Annotated in this window: 15 protein-coding genes; 14 read left to right on the top strand and 1 reads right to left on the bottom strand. The window is 47.1% G+C overall.

Features of this window, described 5'->3' with window-relative positions; all coding sequences use genetic code 11:
* The first annotated feature begins 131 nt into the window (after window positions 1–131).
* The 12 genes from ACXADE_RS17360 (at window position 132) to ACXADE_RS17305 (ending at window position 12,388) form a co-directional block, all read left to right on the top strand.
* On the top strand, window positions 132–1,172 hold the full coding sequence (locus ACXADE_RS17360; protein WP_474981679.1) for a LacI family DNA-binding transcriptional regulator: 1,041 nt from the start codon (window positions 132–134) through the stop codon (window positions 1,170–1,172).
* A 50-nt stretch (window positions 1,173–1,222) separates the two neighbouring features.
* Window positions 1,223–1,945 carry a ThuA domain-containing protein gene (locus ACXADE_RS17355; protein ID WP_474981678.1) on the top strand — a complete coding sequence of 241 codons (723 nt, stop codon included), beginning with the start codon at window positions 1,223–1,225 and terminating at the stop codon, window positions 1,943–1,945.
* A 13-nt stretch (window positions 1,946–1,958) separates the two neighbouring features.
* Entirely contained in the window at window positions 1,959–2,999 is a 1,041-nt protein-coding gene (locus ACXADE_RS17350; RefSeq protein ID WP_474981677.1) for a Gfo/Idh/MocA family protein, read from the top strand.
* Window positions 2,996–4,033, top strand: a complete 1,038-nt coding sequence (locus tag ACXADE_RS17345) for a Gfo/Idh/MocA family protein (RefSeq protein WP_474981676.1) — start codon at window positions 2,996–2,998, stop codon at window positions 4,031–4,033. The genes ACXADE_RS17350 and ACXADE_RS17345 overlap by 4 nt, the downstream gene beginning before the upstream one ends.
* A 22-nt stretch (window positions 4,034–4,055) precedes the next feature.
* Window positions 4,056–5,024: a sugar phosphate isomerase/epimerase family protein gene (locus tag ACXADE_RS17340; RefSeq protein ID WP_474981675.1), complete on the top strand. Its 969-nt coding sequence runs from the start codon at window positions 4,056–4,058 to the stop codon at window positions 5,022–5,024.
* Window positions 5,025–5,091: 67 nt separating this feature from the next.
* A complete protein-coding gene (locus ACXADE_RS17335) occupies window positions 5,092–5,787 on the top strand; it encodes a YesL family protein (protein WP_474981674.1) in 696 nt (231 codons plus the stop codon).
* Between the two features lie 100 nt (window positions 5,788–5,887).
* The gene (gene hutP, locus ACXADE_RS17330; RefSeq protein ID WP_474981673.1) at window positions 5,888–6,325 is read left to right on the top strand and encodes a hut operon transcriptional regulator HutP; all 438 of its coding nucleotides are present in this window, start codon (window positions 5,888–5,890) and stop codon (window positions 6,323–6,325) included.
* Between the two features lie 120 nt (window positions 6,326–6,445).
* Entirely contained in the window at window positions 6,446–7,987 is a 1,542-nt protein-coding gene (gene hutH / locus ACXADE_RS17325) for a histidine ammonia-lyase (protein ID WP_474981672.1), read from the top strand.
* Window positions 7,971–9,635, top strand: coding sequence for a urocanate hydratase (hutU, locus tag ACXADE_RS17320; protein ID WP_474981671.1), 1,665 nt, complete (start codon window positions 7,971–7,973; stop codon window positions 9,633–9,635). The genes hutH and hutU overlap by 17 nt, the downstream gene beginning before the upstream one ends.
* Window positions 9,635–10,915 (top strand): imidazolonepropionase, encoded by a 1,281-nt coding sequence (gene hutI / locus ACXADE_RS17315; RefSeq protein ID WP_474981670.1) that lies wholly within the window; start codon window positions 9,635–9,637, stop codon window positions 10,913–10,915. Before hutU ends, hutI begins: the two co-directional genes overlap by 1 nt.
* Window positions 10,878–11,816: a formimidoylglutamase gene (gene hutG, locus ACXADE_RS17310; protein WP_474981669.1), complete on the top strand. Its 939-nt coding sequence runs from the start codon at window positions 10,878–10,880 to the stop codon at window positions 11,814–11,816. Before hutI ends, hutG begins: the two co-directional genes overlap by 38 nt.
* Before the next feature lie 158 nt (window positions 11,817–11,974).
* A complete protein-coding gene (locus ACXADE_RS17305; protein ID WP_474981668.1) occupies window positions 11,975–12,388 on the top strand; it encodes a hypothetical protein in 414 nt (137 codons plus the stop codon).
* 43 nt (window positions 12,389–12,431) lie between these two features.
* Here the strand turns inward: ACXADE_RS17305 and ACXADE_RS17300 are convergent, their stop codons facing one another.
* Window positions 12,432–13,367, bottom strand: coding sequence for an LCP family glycopolymer transferase (locus tag ACXADE_RS17300; protein WP_474981667.1), 936 nt, complete (start codon window positions 13,365–13,367; stop codon window positions 12,432–12,434).
* A 221-nt stretch (window positions 13,368–13,588) separates the two neighbouring features.
* Between ACXADE_RS17300 and ACXADE_RS17295 the strand changes: the two genes are divergently transcribed.
* Both ACXADE_RS17295 and ACXADE_RS17290 read left to right on the top strand, forming a co-directional pair.
* A complete protein-coding gene (locus ACXADE_RS17295) occupies window positions 13,589–13,960 on the top strand; it encodes a hypothetical protein (RefSeq protein ID WP_474981666.1) in 372 nt (123 codons plus the stop codon).
* Window positions 13,961–14,201: 241 nt separating this feature from the next.
* On the top strand, window positions 14,202–15,089 hold the full coding sequence (locus tag ACXADE_RS17290; RefSeq protein ID WP_474981665.1) for a hypothetical protein: 888 nt from the start codon (window positions 14,202–14,204) through the stop codon (window positions 15,087–15,089).
* Window positions 15,090–15,123: the final 34 nt, after the last annotated feature.

The following is a 15,123-nucleotide window of genomic DNA, read 5'->3' as shown; positions in this document are numbered from 1 at the left end:
ACGCCCACGGAAAGCGGGTGGTTTCCAAACCCCATTCACTCCAAATAGGTAAGAAACCAGTCTTCCGACAGAAGGAAGATGGGACATGAATATAGAAACAGAAAATGAAGAGAGGAAAGGAGTCGATGGACGTGTCTGTCACGATCAAAGATGTGGCGAAAGAAGCGAATGTCGCTCCTTCTACGGTATCCAGAGTCATTTCCGACAGTCCGCGCATCAGCGAACGGACCAAACGGAAAGTGCGAAAAGTGATGGAGGAACTTGGCTATCATGTCAACTACAACGGACGTGTCCTCGTCAGCCAATCGACGCAGACGATCGGCATTGTCACCAAAGTTTCCACCGTTCACTCCTTCGATAACCCCTTTTTTTCCGAACTATTGAGGGGGATCAGCGATGCCTGTCATGAGCAGGATTACAGCATTTATTTAACGACAGGAAATACAGAAGAAGCGATTTTCAAAGAAGTCGTCAAAATGGTGCAGGGCAAGCGGGTGGATGGTGTCATCGTCCTGTACTCCCGGGAAGATGACAATGTTGTTCCTTATTTGAGGGAATGTGACTTTCCATTCGTCATGATCGGGAAGCCGGTAAGCCGCACAGGGGAAACCATGTACGTAGACAATGATAATATTCTCGCAAGTAAAGAAGTGACGGAACACTTGATCAAGCTCGGTCATGAGCGGATCGGCTTCATTGGTGGGGATTATCATTTCGAAGTGGCAAGGGACCGTTTAGAAGGATTTCGACAAGCCTTGTCGAATGCAAATTTAGTGGAATTTAAGGAATTACAGAAAAATATTCAGGCTGATATTGCGGATGCCGATCAAGTAGTGGATGAATTGCTTGCGATGAAGGAACCGCCGACAGGGCTTGTCATTACCGATGATTATAATGCGTTGACAGTCATGCGTGCTCTGACATCCAAAGGCGTCAAACTGCCGGAAGAAATGAGTATTGTCGGCTTCAACAACACGATGATCGCCCGTTTATCCAATCCCGCCTTAACAACAGTGGATACACAATCATTCCAACTGGGGCATGAATCAGCCAGGAACTTAATCGAATTATTGAACCGTCCGGACATGATCAAGAAAAGCGTCATCATCCCGACGGTTATTGTAGAGAGAGATTCCTGTCATCCGCGGAAGGCGATTGAGCAGACGGAATAATTTATTCGAATGGAAGAAAGCGCTTATTTTATTAGAAAAGGGGAATGAACATGAACGTACTAGTATGGAATGAGAATCGTCATGAAAAAGAAAACCAGGCGGTTGCGGACATTTATCCTGAAGGCATTCATCATGCGGTGGCTGATTTCCTCGGTGAGGACCATGAGAACGTCAAAACAGCAACGCTTGATGAAGAAGAACATGGGCTCACGGATGAGGTGCTGGCACATACGGATGTGCTCGTATGGTGGGGGCATAAGGCACATGATGAAGTCAAAGATGAGATTGCTGAAAAAGTAAAGCAGCGCGTTCTTGAAGGCATGGGGCTTGTTGTCCTGCACTCCGCCCACTTCTCCAAACCGTTCAAAAAGTTGATGGGCACTTCCTGTGATTTGAAATGGCGTGAAGCTGATGAAAAAGAGCGTCTTTGGGTAGTCGACCCGAGTCATCCGATTACAGAAGGCATCGGTGAGTTCATTGAAATTGAAAAAGAAGAAATGTACGGCGAACATTTTGATATTCCGACGCCGGAAGAATTGATCTTTGTCAGTTGGTTTGAAGGGGGAGAAGTGTTCCGGAGCGGAGCCACGTTCCGCCGTGGAAAAGGGAAGATTTTTTATTTCCGCCCTGGTCATGAAACGTATCCGACTTACTATAACAAAGAAGTTCAAAAAGTCATTCGTAATGGTGTGAAATGGGTGAAGAATACAGAAACACCTACACCTGTATATGGAAACGCTCAGCCTTTAGAAAAAATTTCAACTCATTCATAAAGGAGCTTTTATTATGACTACATTGAAAATTGCCGTCATTGGATGTGGAAGTATTGCTCAAAATCGTCATTTGCCGGAATACGAAGCGAATCAAAACGTAGAAATCAAAGCAGTTTGTGACATCGTAGAAGAGCGTGCGCGGGAAATCGCTCAATTGCATGGCGCTACTCTTTACACCGATTACAACGAGCTCTTGAAAAAGGAAGAAGTGGATGCTGTAAGCGTCTGCCTTCCGAATTACCTGCATGCGCCCGTTTCGATCGCTGCACTGAATGCAGGCGCTCATGTCCTTTGTGAAAAGCCGATGGCTACATCCAAAGAAGAAGCCGAAGAAATGATTCAAGCCGCTGAAAAGAGCGGGAAAAAATTGATGATCGCTCACAACCAACGCTTTGTTCCGTCTCACGTGAAGGCGAAAGAATTGATTGAATCAGGCGCTATTGGCAAAGTGTACAGCTTCCGTACGGCATTCGGTCACGGCGGCCCGGAAGGCTGGAGTGCGGAAGGGGAAGACAGCTGGTTTTTCAAGAAGGATCAGGCGTTCATCGGTGCCATGGGTGATTTAGGAGTACATAAAGCTGACTTGCTCCGCTACATCCTTGGCGAAGAATTCGTCGATGTTGCCGGCTTTATTGAGAATAACGCTAAGCAGGATATCACTGTCGATGATAACGCGGTTTGTATTTTACGTTCCCAGTCCGGTGTTGTCGGAACGATGGCTGCCAGCTGGGCGTATAATCCGAGCGAGGATAACTCAACCGTAATCTACGGGGAAAAAGGAACGCTTCGTTTAGAAGACGATCCAGAATACTCCTTGATCGCTCAATACACGAACGGCGATATCGTCAACTACCAGCTTGGAAAAATTCAATCCAACGAAGAAGGTGGACAGAACAATTCGCACGTCATTGATCACTTCGTTGACAGTATTGTAAAGGATACCGAACCGCTAATCACTGGAGAAGAAGGTATGAAATCACTGGAAGTCATTCTCGGTGCCCTCCGCTCAGGCGAAACGAGACAAATCAGCAGCCTGGAGAAAGTCACGAAATGACTCGCTTGAAAATGGGAATTATCGGAGCAGGGGGAATTGCCCAAGGACGGCATATTCCCTCTTTCCTTGATTTAAAAGACAAAGTGGAACTTACAGCTTTACAGGATGTTAATGAACAGCGAGCGGAAGAAGTAGCTGAAGCCCATCAGATTCCCTACGTTTTCAAAGACTATAAGGATCTATTTGCAAAAGTCGATGCGGTCACAATCTGTACGCCGAACAAGTTTCATGCGGAGATTTCCATTGCCGCTCTTGAAGCTGGCGTGCATGTGTTATGTGAAAAGCCGATGGCAATTACGACAGAAGAATGTGAAGCGATGATGAAAGCGGCTGAGAAAAATGACCGCCTTTTATCAATCGCTTATCACTACCGGTACACACCGGAAGCGCAGCTCGCAAAAAAAGCGATCCTAAACCACGAGATTGGAGACCCTCTCGTTACACGCGTTCAGGCGATGAGGCGCCGGAAAGTTCCAGGTTGGGGAGTATTTACGAACAAAGATTTACAAGGAGGAGGCAGCTTGATCGATTTCGGCTGCCACCTGCTGGACCTTGCTCTTTGGCTCTTGGATGATCCTGAACCGGTTGAAGTTATGGGACGCACCTATGATCGGTTGAGTAAGACCCCGGGTCAGGTCAATGACTGGGGAGCGTTCAATCATGAAACATTCAATGTCGATGACCATGTGACGAGTTACATTACATTCAAAAACGGAGAGTCCTTGCAGTTTGAATGTTCATGGGCGGCTAACATCAAGGAAGATCACACGTCGCTGACGATCTCCGGTGTTGATGGCGGCCTTAGTGTTTATCCATTCGAACTATATCAGGCGAAATACGGGGCCTTACTGGATAGTACGGCTAAAATCCGGGTAGGGGAACCGACGCCAGGTCTCGCCCAGGCAGAGAACTTCATCGATAGCTGCCTTGGCAACGACGAGCTTGTCGTGAAACCGGCACAGGCGTTGAAAGTGACAAAGTTAATGGAAGCGATCTACCAAAGCAGCGAAACAGGAACGAGTGTGAAACTATAAACTTGGCAGGAGGAGATTCTTCATGAAATTAGGCGTATTCACGGTATTGTTTTCTGATAAATCCTTTGAAGAAATGTTGGACCATGCGAAAGAATCAGGGTTGAAAGCCGTTGAAATCGGAACAGGAGGCTACCCGGGAAATGCTCACTGCCCGATCGATGAGCTGTTGGAAAGTGAAGAGAAGCGCAAAGAATATTTGCAGAAGGTCCACGACCGCGGCCTGACCATCAGTGCATTCAGCTGTCACGGAAACCCGATTTCACCGGACAAAGCTTTCGCAGAAGAGTCCCATGAAGCGTTTGTGAAAACGGTGAAACTGGCGAATCTGATGGATGTCCCAGTGGTGAACACTTTTTCAGGAACCCCTGGTGGTCATGAAAATGATACGGCTCCTAACTGGCCGGTCACACCTTGGCCTCCGGAATATTCCGATGTGTTAGAATGGCAGTGGAATGAAAAGTTGATTCCTTATTGGAAAGAACAAGGGAAATTTGCTGAAGAACACAACGTTAAAGTGGGACTTGAACTGCATGCAGGTTTTCTCGTCCATACGCCTTACACGATGTTGAAGCTTCGGGAAGCGACAAGTGATGCCATTGGGGCGAACCTTGATCCGAGTCACTTATGGTGGCAGGGGATTGAACCTGTAGCCGCTATCAAAATACTAGGAAAAGCCAATGCGATACATCATTTTCATGCGAAAGATACGTACATCGACCAGGACAATGTGAACATGTACGGTCTGACCGATATGCAGAACTACGGAAATGTGCAGACGCGTGCGTGGAGTTTCCGCTCTGTCGGCTACGGTCACGGCATTGAAGAATGGTCGAACATCATCAGTGCCCTGCGTACGTACGGGTATGATCATGTCGTAAGCATTGAGCATGAAGATCCAATCATGTCCATCAATGAGGGCTTCAATCAAGCTGTGAAAAACTTGAAATCGGTATTGATTGAAGAGCCGGCAGCAGAAATGTGGTGGGCGTAACAGGAAAACGGAAGACCCCTCTCATTGAAAGAGGGGTTTTTTCGAGGCAGCCAGGAAGGGGAAGATTATGAAACAAACATCAGGAATCAGAGGCGGTTTATACGCCGTCAGTGAATGGATCAGCAAATTTGCATTGACGAATCTTCAGTGGGCGCTCTTCAACCTGCCTGTGGCCCTATTGTTGTTGAGTTTACTGAATATAGGGAGTTTGGAGCATTTGTGGTACTTGCTGCCACCGCTTGCCCTTATGCTGCCTTTCACCTTTTTCCCAGCCACTACGGCCATGTTTGCGAAGGCCCGCGACTGGGTGAGAAAGGATCATAAAGAAACGGCGGACAGATCCTACCTCAGCTATTACAAAGAAAATTACAAAAGCAGTATGAAAACGGGGATCGTTCTTACCGTACTGTGGACCGTTCTCGCAGCAGACCTTTACTACTTTTCCAAAACGAGTGCTCTGCTCATGAACGTGTTTCTCATTTTAGGGATTTTGCTGTTCGTATTTACAATCAATACATTCAGCACCCTTGTCCATTATGATCTGAAACCAGGGGCTGCTTTGAAAAAAGCGCTGACCCTCACTTTCGTGAGTCCGGTGCTGTTTCTGACCGTGGCGGTCACTGCGGGATTTATGCTTGCCGTCAGTTTGTACATCTTTCCGTTGATCATCCCGATCTTTACAGGGGCGATCATCAGCTTCCTCGCCTTTTCCGCCTACTATCGTCTGTACTTAAAACTGAACAATATGGAAAATAATGTATGACCTGGTCCATTTGGATGAGGTCATCTTTTTTGTATTGCAGACATTTAAGAAAGCGGTTACAATTTAAGTAGTTATTAGTGAAAAGCAGGGTGGAGATGAGATGACCCAAACGATTAAAATAGGGAAGCTTGCCATGCTGCTGGCTTCCTTGGATGAGAGTGAAAAAGAAATATTCTCTAAGACATTCAACGATGTAGCATATTGCCAGGGAAAAGCAGGTTCGATGGAAGTCCAGAAAGTGATTGCGGCTGTCGAAACAGCAGCCAAACGGAATGGCATCATTTCTGAACATACGTACAGAGAAACCCATGCGCTCTATCACGCCATTTTGGAATCTCTGCAGGGAGTCACACGCGGACAGATCGGTGTCGGAAATATGATGCGGACGGTTGGACTGCGCTTTTCGGTCGTCCGTGGCCGGCCATATGACAGAGAGGAAGAAGGCGAATGGATCGCAGTTGCCTTTTACGGAACCATCGGTGCTCCGGTAAAAGGTTTGGAACATGAGACATTTGGACTCGGTATCAATCATATATAAGGTAATAGGTGGCCTATAGTCATGAGCGATGAGGGGGCGACAATGGTATTTCCCATGCCATTGTCGCCCCTTTTTGTAGAAAATCCACCAGAATCTTTTCATAGGAAAGGGGGATTGTGGATGGTCGAATTGAATGGAAGAGACTTAACGATTGAACATATGAAAGCCATTTGTTTTGAAAATAAAAAAATCAGGTTGTCTCCAACGAGTTTGATTGATGTAAGGGCAAGCCGGGAGACTGTGGAAGAGATCGTCAAGCGCGGTCACACCGTGTATGGCATAAATACTGGTTTCGGAAAGCTGAGTGATGTCCGGATCGCGGCTGAGGACGTCGACAGTCTGCAGCATCACTTGATCCGCTCCCATGCGTGCGGAGTAGGAGAACCTTTTTCTGAACGAGTGAGCAGAGCGATGATGGTTCTTCGTCTGAATGCACTGATGAAAGGTTATTCAGGCGTGCGGGAAGTGGTCGTTCAACGGCTTTGTGATCTGGTCAATGCGAATGTCCATCCAGTCATTCCATCTCAAGGATCACTCGGAGCTTCAGGAGATTTGGCTCCGCTTGCGCATTTGGCGCTCGTTTTGATGGGTGAGGGAGAAGTCTTTTATGAAGGAAAACGGAGAGAGACATCCGGGGTGCTGCAAGAGCTTTCTTTGAAGCCATTGACCTTGAAAGCGAAAGAAGGCTTAGCGCTCATTAACGGAACGCAGGCGATGACTGCGGTCGGTGTGATCCGTCTTATAGAAGCGGAGCTGCTCGCCCTGCAATGTGACTGGATTGCCAGTCTTTCTCTTCAGGCGCTGGAAGGCATCCGTGATGCTTTTCATCCGAGCATTCATGAAGCACGTGGCTATCCGGAACAAATGGCGGTGGCCGAACGAATGCGACACCTGATCAATGGCAGCCATCTCGTCACGTTTCAAGGAGAAAAAAGGGTGCAGGATGCTTATTCGTTAAGGTGTATTCCCCAGGTTCACGGAGCAACCTGGCAGACGCTTCATTATGTTCGGGAGAAATTGACGATTGAAATGAATGCCGCGACTGATAATCCCCTTCTATTAGAAGGAGGTAAGATCGTTGTATCGGGAGGAAATTTTCACGGGCAGCCTATTGCTTTTGCCATGGACTTCCTGAAGATTTCCATCAGCGAGCTTGCCAACATATCGGAGCGGAGAATTGAGCGGCTCGTCAATCCGCAGTTGAATGATTTCCCACCCTTTTTAAGTGCTAATCCTGGTTTGGAATCCGGCTTGATGATTGTGCAGTATGTAGCCGCCTCTTTAGTTTCTGAAAATAAAACACTCGCTCATCCGGCGAGCGTGGATTCTATTCCATCATCGGCGAATCAGGAAGATCACGTGAGCATGGGAACGACTGCTGCGAGGCACGCGGGCATGATCATCGATAACGCGACGAAGGTGCTTGCCATCGAATTGATCTGCAGTCTGCAGGCGCTGGAATGGAAAGGAATCGACCGGGCGTCGCCGCTTGCGAAGGATCTCTGGAAGTCGGCCAGACAAATCGTGCCGAAAGTGACGCAGGACCGTGTGTTTTCAAAGGATATCGAGATTATGGAGAAATGGTTGAAAGGCAGTTCTTTTGACTGGAGCAAATGGAAGTCCGTACTTGAAGGAGGAGAAACCTATGTCGACCACACGTAAAGTGAAAGCAAAAACAGGAAAACAGTTGGAATGCAAAGGTTGGGAGCAGGAAGCCGTCCTTCGGATGCTGTGCAATAACCTTGATCCGGATGTGGCAGAAATTCCGGAAGAACTCGTCGTCTATGGCGGGATTGGAAAAGCAGCCCGCAGCTGGGAGGCGTTTGACGCCATTGTATCGACGCTGAAGCGTCTGGAGAAAGATGAAACGATGCTCGTCCAGTCCGGGAAACCAGTAGGTGTATTCAAGACACATGAACAGGCGCCGCGCGTGCTGTTGTCCAATTCCGTGCTCGTACCGAAATGGGCGGATTGGAAGAATTTCCATGAGCTCGACCAGAAAGGGTTGATGATGTACGGTCAGATGACGGCTGGCAGCTGGATCTACATTGGTTCCCAAGGGATTTTGCAGGGCACGTATGAAACATTTGCAGCCATTGCCGATCAACATTTCGGTGGCTCGTTGAAAGGGACGGTCACACTGACGGCAGGACTTGGGGGGATGGGAGGAGCCCAGCCGCTTGCTGTTACGATGAACGAAGGAATCGTCATTGCGGTGGAAGTGGATGAAGGTCGGATCGAAAAGCGGATCCAGTCCGGTTATTGTGATGTGCGTACATCATCCATGGAGGAAGCTGTTTTATGGGCGAAGGAAGCGAAGGCAAACGGGGAAGCGCTCTCCATCGCGCTGTTAGGGAATGCTGCAGAGATGCACGAGAAGTTACTGCAGAGCAGATTGGATATCGATATCGTCACCGATCAGACATCTGCCCATGACCCGCTCAACGGCTATGTCCCTGTCGGCTATTCGGTTAAGGAAGCAGAAGTTTTGAGAAAAAAAGATCCTGAAAAGTATGTACAGCTCGCCTCCCAGTCGATGGCTGCCCATGTCGAGCTTATGCTGCAATTTCAAAGAGAGGGAAGCATCGTTTTCGACTATGGCAACAACATCCGCCAAGTCGCCTTGGAAGAAGGCGTTCAGAATGCCTTTGATTTTCCGGGATTTGTCCCTGCCTACATCCGGCCGCTTTTTTGTGAAGGAAAAGGACCGTTCCGCTGGGCAGCCTTGTCAGGGGACCCGAAAGATATCCAACGGACCGATCAACTGATCAGAGAACTCTTCCCTGAAAATGAAAAACTGTTGAGGTGGATCGATATGGCTCAGGAAAAAGTCCAGTTTCAAGGACTTCCGTCAAGGATCTGCTGGCTTGGCTATGGGGAGCGGAAAAAGATGGGGCTTGCGATCAATGACCTTGTACGAAAAGGAGAATTGAGTGCGCCGATTGTGATTGGAAGGGATCACCTGGACTGTGGTTCGGTCGCGTCACCTAACAGGGAAACAGAAGCGATGAAGGACGGCAGTGATGCGGTCGGTGATTGGGCTGTGCTGAACGCACTCGTTAATACTGCGGCTGGCGGGTCTTGGATTTCTTTCCACCATGGCGGTGGCGTAGGAATGGGGTATTCGCTCCATGCAGGAATGGTGGTAGTCGCTGATGGCACCGATCTTGCCGACGAAAGACTGGAACGTGTCCTGACGACGGACCCCGGCATGGGCATTCTCCGGCACGCGGATGCGGGGTATGATAAGGCCATTGAAGAAGCAGAGAAGAACGATTTGGATATCCCAATGAAAAGGAGGGGCCAGTAATGGACGAAACGATTATTGAAAATATTGGACAGTTGATCTTACCTGCCGAAGGACCATTAAAAGCTGAAGCGATGAAGAAGCTGGATGTAAAAGAGAACATGGCGGTCGCTTTTCAGGAGGGCAAAGTTTCCTGGATCGGAACAAATGAAGAAGGACAGAAACGAAAAGCCCGCGAACGTGTGGATGCCATGGGAAAAACGGTATCCCCAGGTCTCGTCGATCCTCATACCCATCTCGTTTTTGGTGGTTCTCGGGAGAATGAAATGGCCTTGAAGCAGGCGGGCGTCCCTTATTTGGAGATCTTACAGCAGGGCGGCGGCATCTTATCAACCGTTCAGGCGACAAGGGCTGAAAGTGAAACGGAACTTTATGAAAAGGCTAAACAAACAGTAAGTCATATAGCGGCCCATGGCGTGACGACGCTTGAGGCGAAAAGTGGCTATGGTCTTGAGCGGGAAGCGGAGTTGAAGCAGCTTCGCGTTGTGAAGCGTTTGAATGAGGAAAGCGTGCTTGATGTTGTGTCGACTTTTCTTGGACCACATGCGATCCCGACAGAGTACAAGGGGCAAGAAGATGAGTTTCTTGATGAAATGATTCGACTGCTTCCTGAAATTAGCGAGGAAGGGTTAGCTGCGTTTACTGACATTTTTTGTGAGACGGGTGTTTTCACCATTGAGCAATCGCGACGGTTCATGGAAGCTTCTCTCGACCTTGGCTTCCAAACGAAAATCCATGCGGATGAAATCGACCCGCTCGGAGGAACGGAACTTGCCGTTTCCATGAATGCAGCGTCGGCGGATCATCTTGTTGCGGCTTCTGATGAAGGAATCGACAGCCTTGTCAGCGGCAGCACGGTAGCTGTACTCCTTCCAGGTACGACCTTTTACTTAGGAAAAGACCAATACGCGAATGCCAGGAAGATGATTGACAGCGGTGCGGCCGTGGCCTTAGCTACAGACTTCAACCCTGGCAGCTGTGTGACTTACAACCTGCAGATGATCATGTCACTTGCTGCTTTGAAAATGAAAATGACGCCGGAGGAAATTTGGAACGGGGTAACCGTCAATGCGGCTCATGCGATTGGAAAAGGAGCATCTGCCGGTCGAATCCAGGTCGGACAGGAAGCGGATGTTGTGCTGTGGGACGTTCCGAATTATCAGTACATTCCTTATCATTATGCGGCGAATCATGCGAAAGCTGTATGGAAGAAGGGGAGAAAAGTGTGGGAGAGGAGGGGCGCCGATGTCTTTCCAGTACCTCAACCCGGGCGGCAGCGCTAGATTCAAAGATCGCCACACGATGAAAGTGGATGAAACCATCGAAAGCTATAAATCTGGAAAAACGGGTGATGTCGGACTCCTTGGCCTCCCGCTGTCCAAGACTTCCATTTCTTTATCCGGAGCCTCGGAGGCTCCGGGCGCGATCAGAAGCGCGCTTGGGTCGTACAGTACGTACTCGGGGGAAATGGATCGAACGTTTGATGATGTAGAAGTGCTCGATTTCGGTGATGTAGCTGTCCACCCGACAGATCACGTAGAAAACCTGCATCGTCTGAAGACAGGCGTAAAAGAAATGCTTTCAACCGAATCCTGTACGAAGTATGTCATGCTCGGTGGCGATCACGGCATTAGTTTTCCGAGCCTCTCGGCCTTTCAAGAGAAATATGGAAGGATAGGGGTCATCCAGTGGGATGCCCACCATGACCTGCGTAATGTGGAAGATGGTGGACGAACAAACGGGACACCTTTTCGCAGTTTACTGGAAGAAGGAGTCATACGGGGGGAAGACCTCATTCAAATCGGCATCCGCGATTTCTCCAATGCCAAAGCCTACGCCGAGTACGCCCGCCAGCACAACATCCAGACCCACACCATGAACGAAGTGGAAGAGGTAGGTATCCAAAAACTGACAGACCAGGTCATACAGAAATTGGAAACGAAATGTGATGGCATTTATTTATCTGTCGACATGGATGTGGTCGACCAGGCCTTTGCGCCCGGTTGCCCTGCGATTGGTCCAGGAGGTTTGACGTCAAGGGAGCTTCTAAGCAGCGTTGCCCTCGCATCTAAGCACCCGTTAGTCAAAGGGATGGATATTGTAGAAGTCGATCCTTCGAAAGATTTCCGGGACATGACGAGCCGCCTAGCCGCTCATGTGATGATGCGGTTTATGTTTGTTTAGTATGGAAATATATGTTAGACCTGGTCATCCAAAGTTTGGATGACCAGGTCTAACATTATTTGTAATTAAACATATACAATCCTGTTCTCCTTATGGTATTTTTAGTTTATTCTTGTGGTTGGTTTTAGCTTAAGTGTGAGGAGAATAAAAGAGTACTAATGAGAGAAATTATTTTATTGTTGGCAGATGTGGTGAATGTTTGGCACGATGTGATCTTGAGGTTTTCACAGATGATGGGGTGGGAGCTGACAGATAAAGATCTACATTTTTGGGTGATTGGAATTCTCGGCATCATTGGCCTGGTTTTTGTAGATGTCATTTTTCATGCGATTGCCAAATGGAGCATTACGGCCATCTCCTTTTTGTTTACATTTGCTATGGTCCTCGTGTTTGTTTTTGCTGTGGAAATCCAGCAGAAAATCACGGGTAGTGGGAACATGGAGTTTGCCGATGCGTTAGCCAGTGTGCTCGGATTCTTTTTATTTTGTGGCATTTATTTTGTTTTTATCGGAATCATACGAGCTTTAAAAAGATATCGTGCACGCAAAAATTCGGATCGGGATGCAGCCTGACCGTATAAAAAAGCCCTCTTCTTTAGAAGAAGAGGGCTTTTTGTTATTCAGAACCGAAATTGACGATCATATCATGTGTTTTTTGAATTTCTTCTTCTGACATGTTGATCAAGTACATGCCGTTGGCCCGGAAGTTTTCTCCTTCCATCTGATAAGTGCTGGAGTTTTTACGAGCACTTCTGTAATTAGTAGCAAGTCTGCGCATATCGGCGAACTGCATATTTGTGCTGACGTTGTCACCAAGCACATTCATGACGTCCCCGACTTTATTTACTACATCCAGGCGTGCGCCTTTGTTAATAACCCCTTGAATGACTTGGCGCTGTCGTTCGTTACGACCTAAGTCCCCATTTGGATCATTTTTACGCATGCGCACAAACGCAAGGGCTTCACGGCCATCCAGTTGAATCTCACCTTCTTTGAAGTCGAATGGACCTGAGCTGAAGGCGCGGTTGTTATCAACCGTGATGCCGTTAACAGCGTCTACGACTTGAGATAATCCTTCCATATTGACCCGGATGTAATAATCCAGTTCAATATCCAGGAAGTTTTCCACTGTATTGACGGCCATGTCACTGCCTCCATAGGCATAGGCATGGTTAATTCTTGTTTTTCTACCGTCTCCGGCGATTTCTGCATACGTATCCCGCGGAATACTGACCATTTGCATTTGGTCATTGTTAGGATCAAGCGTCATGACAATCATTGTATCCGAACGGCCGATATCATTTTCCCTTTCATCCACACCGAGAAGAAGGATATTCAGCGGTTCCTTATTATCTACTTTTTTCTTAGTCTGGTCTGTATCGATAGAAGTAACGTCTTCATGTAAATCCTGGTTCACAGTCGTACGTACTTCATTATAGATGGTATATAAATAAATGCCTCCGATTAAAAATATGAATGCTACAACAAAAAGGAGGACTTTCCAACGTCTACGTTTACGTCTTTTCTTTCTCTTAAGCTCTCTGCGCTCCATTCACCCACCTCTTTCTATAAACTCCTATCCTATTATACGATTTTTGTAGATACATGTAAAAACACTACGGGAAAATAGTAGGATGATGAGTCATTTGGAAGATTTTAACGTACCAGGTCATCCAGAATATGGATGACCTGGTACGTTATTTTCTGGAAGGTGTGGTACGAGGGAGGGTGCCGGCATATAGTGGGGTAAGTTATTTTTTGGAGGAATGTTACGTGAGAAAGTGGATGGGGCTGTTGTTCGTATTGATTCTTTTAGCAGGGTGTGCACAGAATGCGGCAGATAGGGCGGTCCAACAGTTTACCTCTTCTATGGAGAACGAACTCCATTTTGTTTATTTTTATGATAAGGAACTTCCTGATCAACAAACTCGTTCACAATTGAATGGAATGAAAGTATACCTGGCTCAGAAGAGCGTAATTGCCACCATCAGTTATCAAAAAATCAAGGCAGATAAAGACTATGAGGAACTCCTCAACGTTGAGGATAATCAAATCCTCGTTTTTGACTATAAGGGCATTCGCTACTCGGCTCGAAACATCCATGTGCTGGAAGGGATGGTCCTGCAGATTCAGAACAACCCATAAGGAAGCTCCATCCGCCATCCATGGAATGGTGGATGGATTTTTTTATTGGATTTTTAATGAAAAGAATAGGAAGACAAGGAAATGCCAGGGACCGCCTAGAAGGGGTGTAGGGTAGGGTTAATCTTTGGAAATTGTGGAATGAGACAAAGGAATTCTTAAATTTTGAAACATTTTTCCCTGCTTAAACGTAAGGATTAGGGATGCTGAAATTCTATGAAAAAGGTTAAGGAGGCGGTTACCGATGGTCAACGTATGTACATACCAGAAGACAAAGTTCAAAAGTCTGGATGCTGTCGTTTTGGAGAACGAAAAGGTTAGAGCGGTAATTCTACCGGATTACGGAGGGAAAATGGTTAGCTTCTTTGATAAGAAAGCCGATTATGAATGGCTGTATCAGACCGACCGTCCCAACCTTGAACTCCCACCCCGGAAAGCAGATTTATCAGAGTATGATTCCAGTGGATTTCATGAAGTCTTTTTCGCTTGGGAAAAAGGGACAAACACTTCTGATCACAAAAACAATGTCGAGTACGGAGAAATTTGGGGACTTCCTTGGGAATATAAAGCAACTTATGATGGAGTTTCCCTTCAAGTCCACAGTCCGGAGTCTCCATACACGTTGAAAAAGAAAATATGTCTTCACGGCGACGGTCTTAAAATCAAGTATGAAGTGGTTAATAAGAGCGACAAAGAATGCCCATTTGTCTGGAGGCCACTGGCATGGCTTAACCTTGATGATCAGACACGTGTGGAGATGCCTGAACGTTTGGAACCGATTGATAAACGAACGGAAAGTTCAGTAGGTAGTCGTACACAACCGCCTGTGCTCCCAGAGGAAGGCAGCGTAATAAAATTCTCTATTCCAGGATCAGTTCCTCAAGGTCATTGCTCGCTCATTCAACCGAATCGGAATAGAAAGCTGACATATCATTTTCCGGTGAATAAAGTGCAATACATCGGGGTGCGCCGGCACGCTGTTCAACATAGTATCGCTTTAGAGCCGTGTATGAGTGCAAGTAATAACCTATATGATATTGAGGACAAACCAAATCATTTCTATATTCCAGCAGGAGGAACTTATACATGGTTTTTGGATATGGAAGTTGAAAACACAGAGGAACACCAATAATAGTACGCATTAAAATGAAAACGGTAACAAAAAG

The organism is Halobacillus sp. ABR2_026 (assembly GCF_056158545.1).
The sequence above is the reverse complement of the archived record's forward strand: the minus strand, read 5'-3'. Positions and strand labels throughout refer to the sequence as shown.

Coding starts and splice junctions, on each gene's coding strand:
- hutG (WP_474981669.1), top strand. CDS start 10,878: ATGTCTTTCCAGTACCTCAACCCGGGCGGCAGCGCTAGATTCAAAGAT.
- hutI (WP_474981670.1), top strand. CDS start 9,635: ATGGACGAAACGATTATTGAAAATATTGGACAGTTGATCTTACCTGCC.
- ACXADE_RS17345 (WP_474981676.1), top strand. CDS start 2,996: ATGACTCGCTTGAAAATGGGAATTATCGGAGCAGGGGGAATTGCCCAA.
- ACXADE_RS17300 (WP_474981667.1), bottom strand. CDS start 13,367: ATGGAGCGCAGAGAGCTTAAGAGAAAGAAAAGACGTAAACGTAGACGT.
- hutP (WP_474981673.1), top strand. CDS start 5,888: ATGACCCAAACGATTAAAATAGGGAAGCTTGCCATGCTGCTGGCTTCC.
- ACXADE_RS17335 (WP_474981674.1), top strand. CDS start 5,092: ATGAAACAAACATCAGGAATCAGAGGCGGTTTATACGCCGTCAGTGAA.
- hutU (WP_474981671.1), top strand. CDS start 7,971: ATGTCGACCACACGTAAAGTGAAAGCAAAAACAGGAAAACAGTTGGAA.
- ACXADE_RS17350 (WP_474981677.1), top strand. CDS start 1,959: ATGACTACATTGAAAATTGCCGTCATTGGATGTGGAAGTATTGCTCAA.
- ACXADE_RS17340 (WP_474981675.1), top strand. CDS start 4,056: ATGAAATTAGGCGTATTCACGGTATTGTTTTCTGATAAATCCTTTGAA.
- hutH (WP_474981672.1), top strand. CDS start 6,446: ATGGTCGAATTGAATGGAAGAGACTTAACGATTGAACATATGAAAGCC.
- ACXADE_RS17355 (WP_474981678.1), top strand. CDS start 1,223: ATGAACGTACTAGTATGGAATGAGAATCGTCATGAAAAAGAAAACCAG.
- ACXADE_RS17290 (WP_474981665.1), top strand. CDS start 14,202: ATGGTCAACGTATGTACATACCAGAAGACAAAGTTCAAAAGTCTGGAT.
- ACXADE_RS17305 (WP_474981668.1), top strand. CDS start 11,975: ATGAGAGAAATTATTTTATTGTTGGCAGATGTGGTGAATGTTTGGCAC.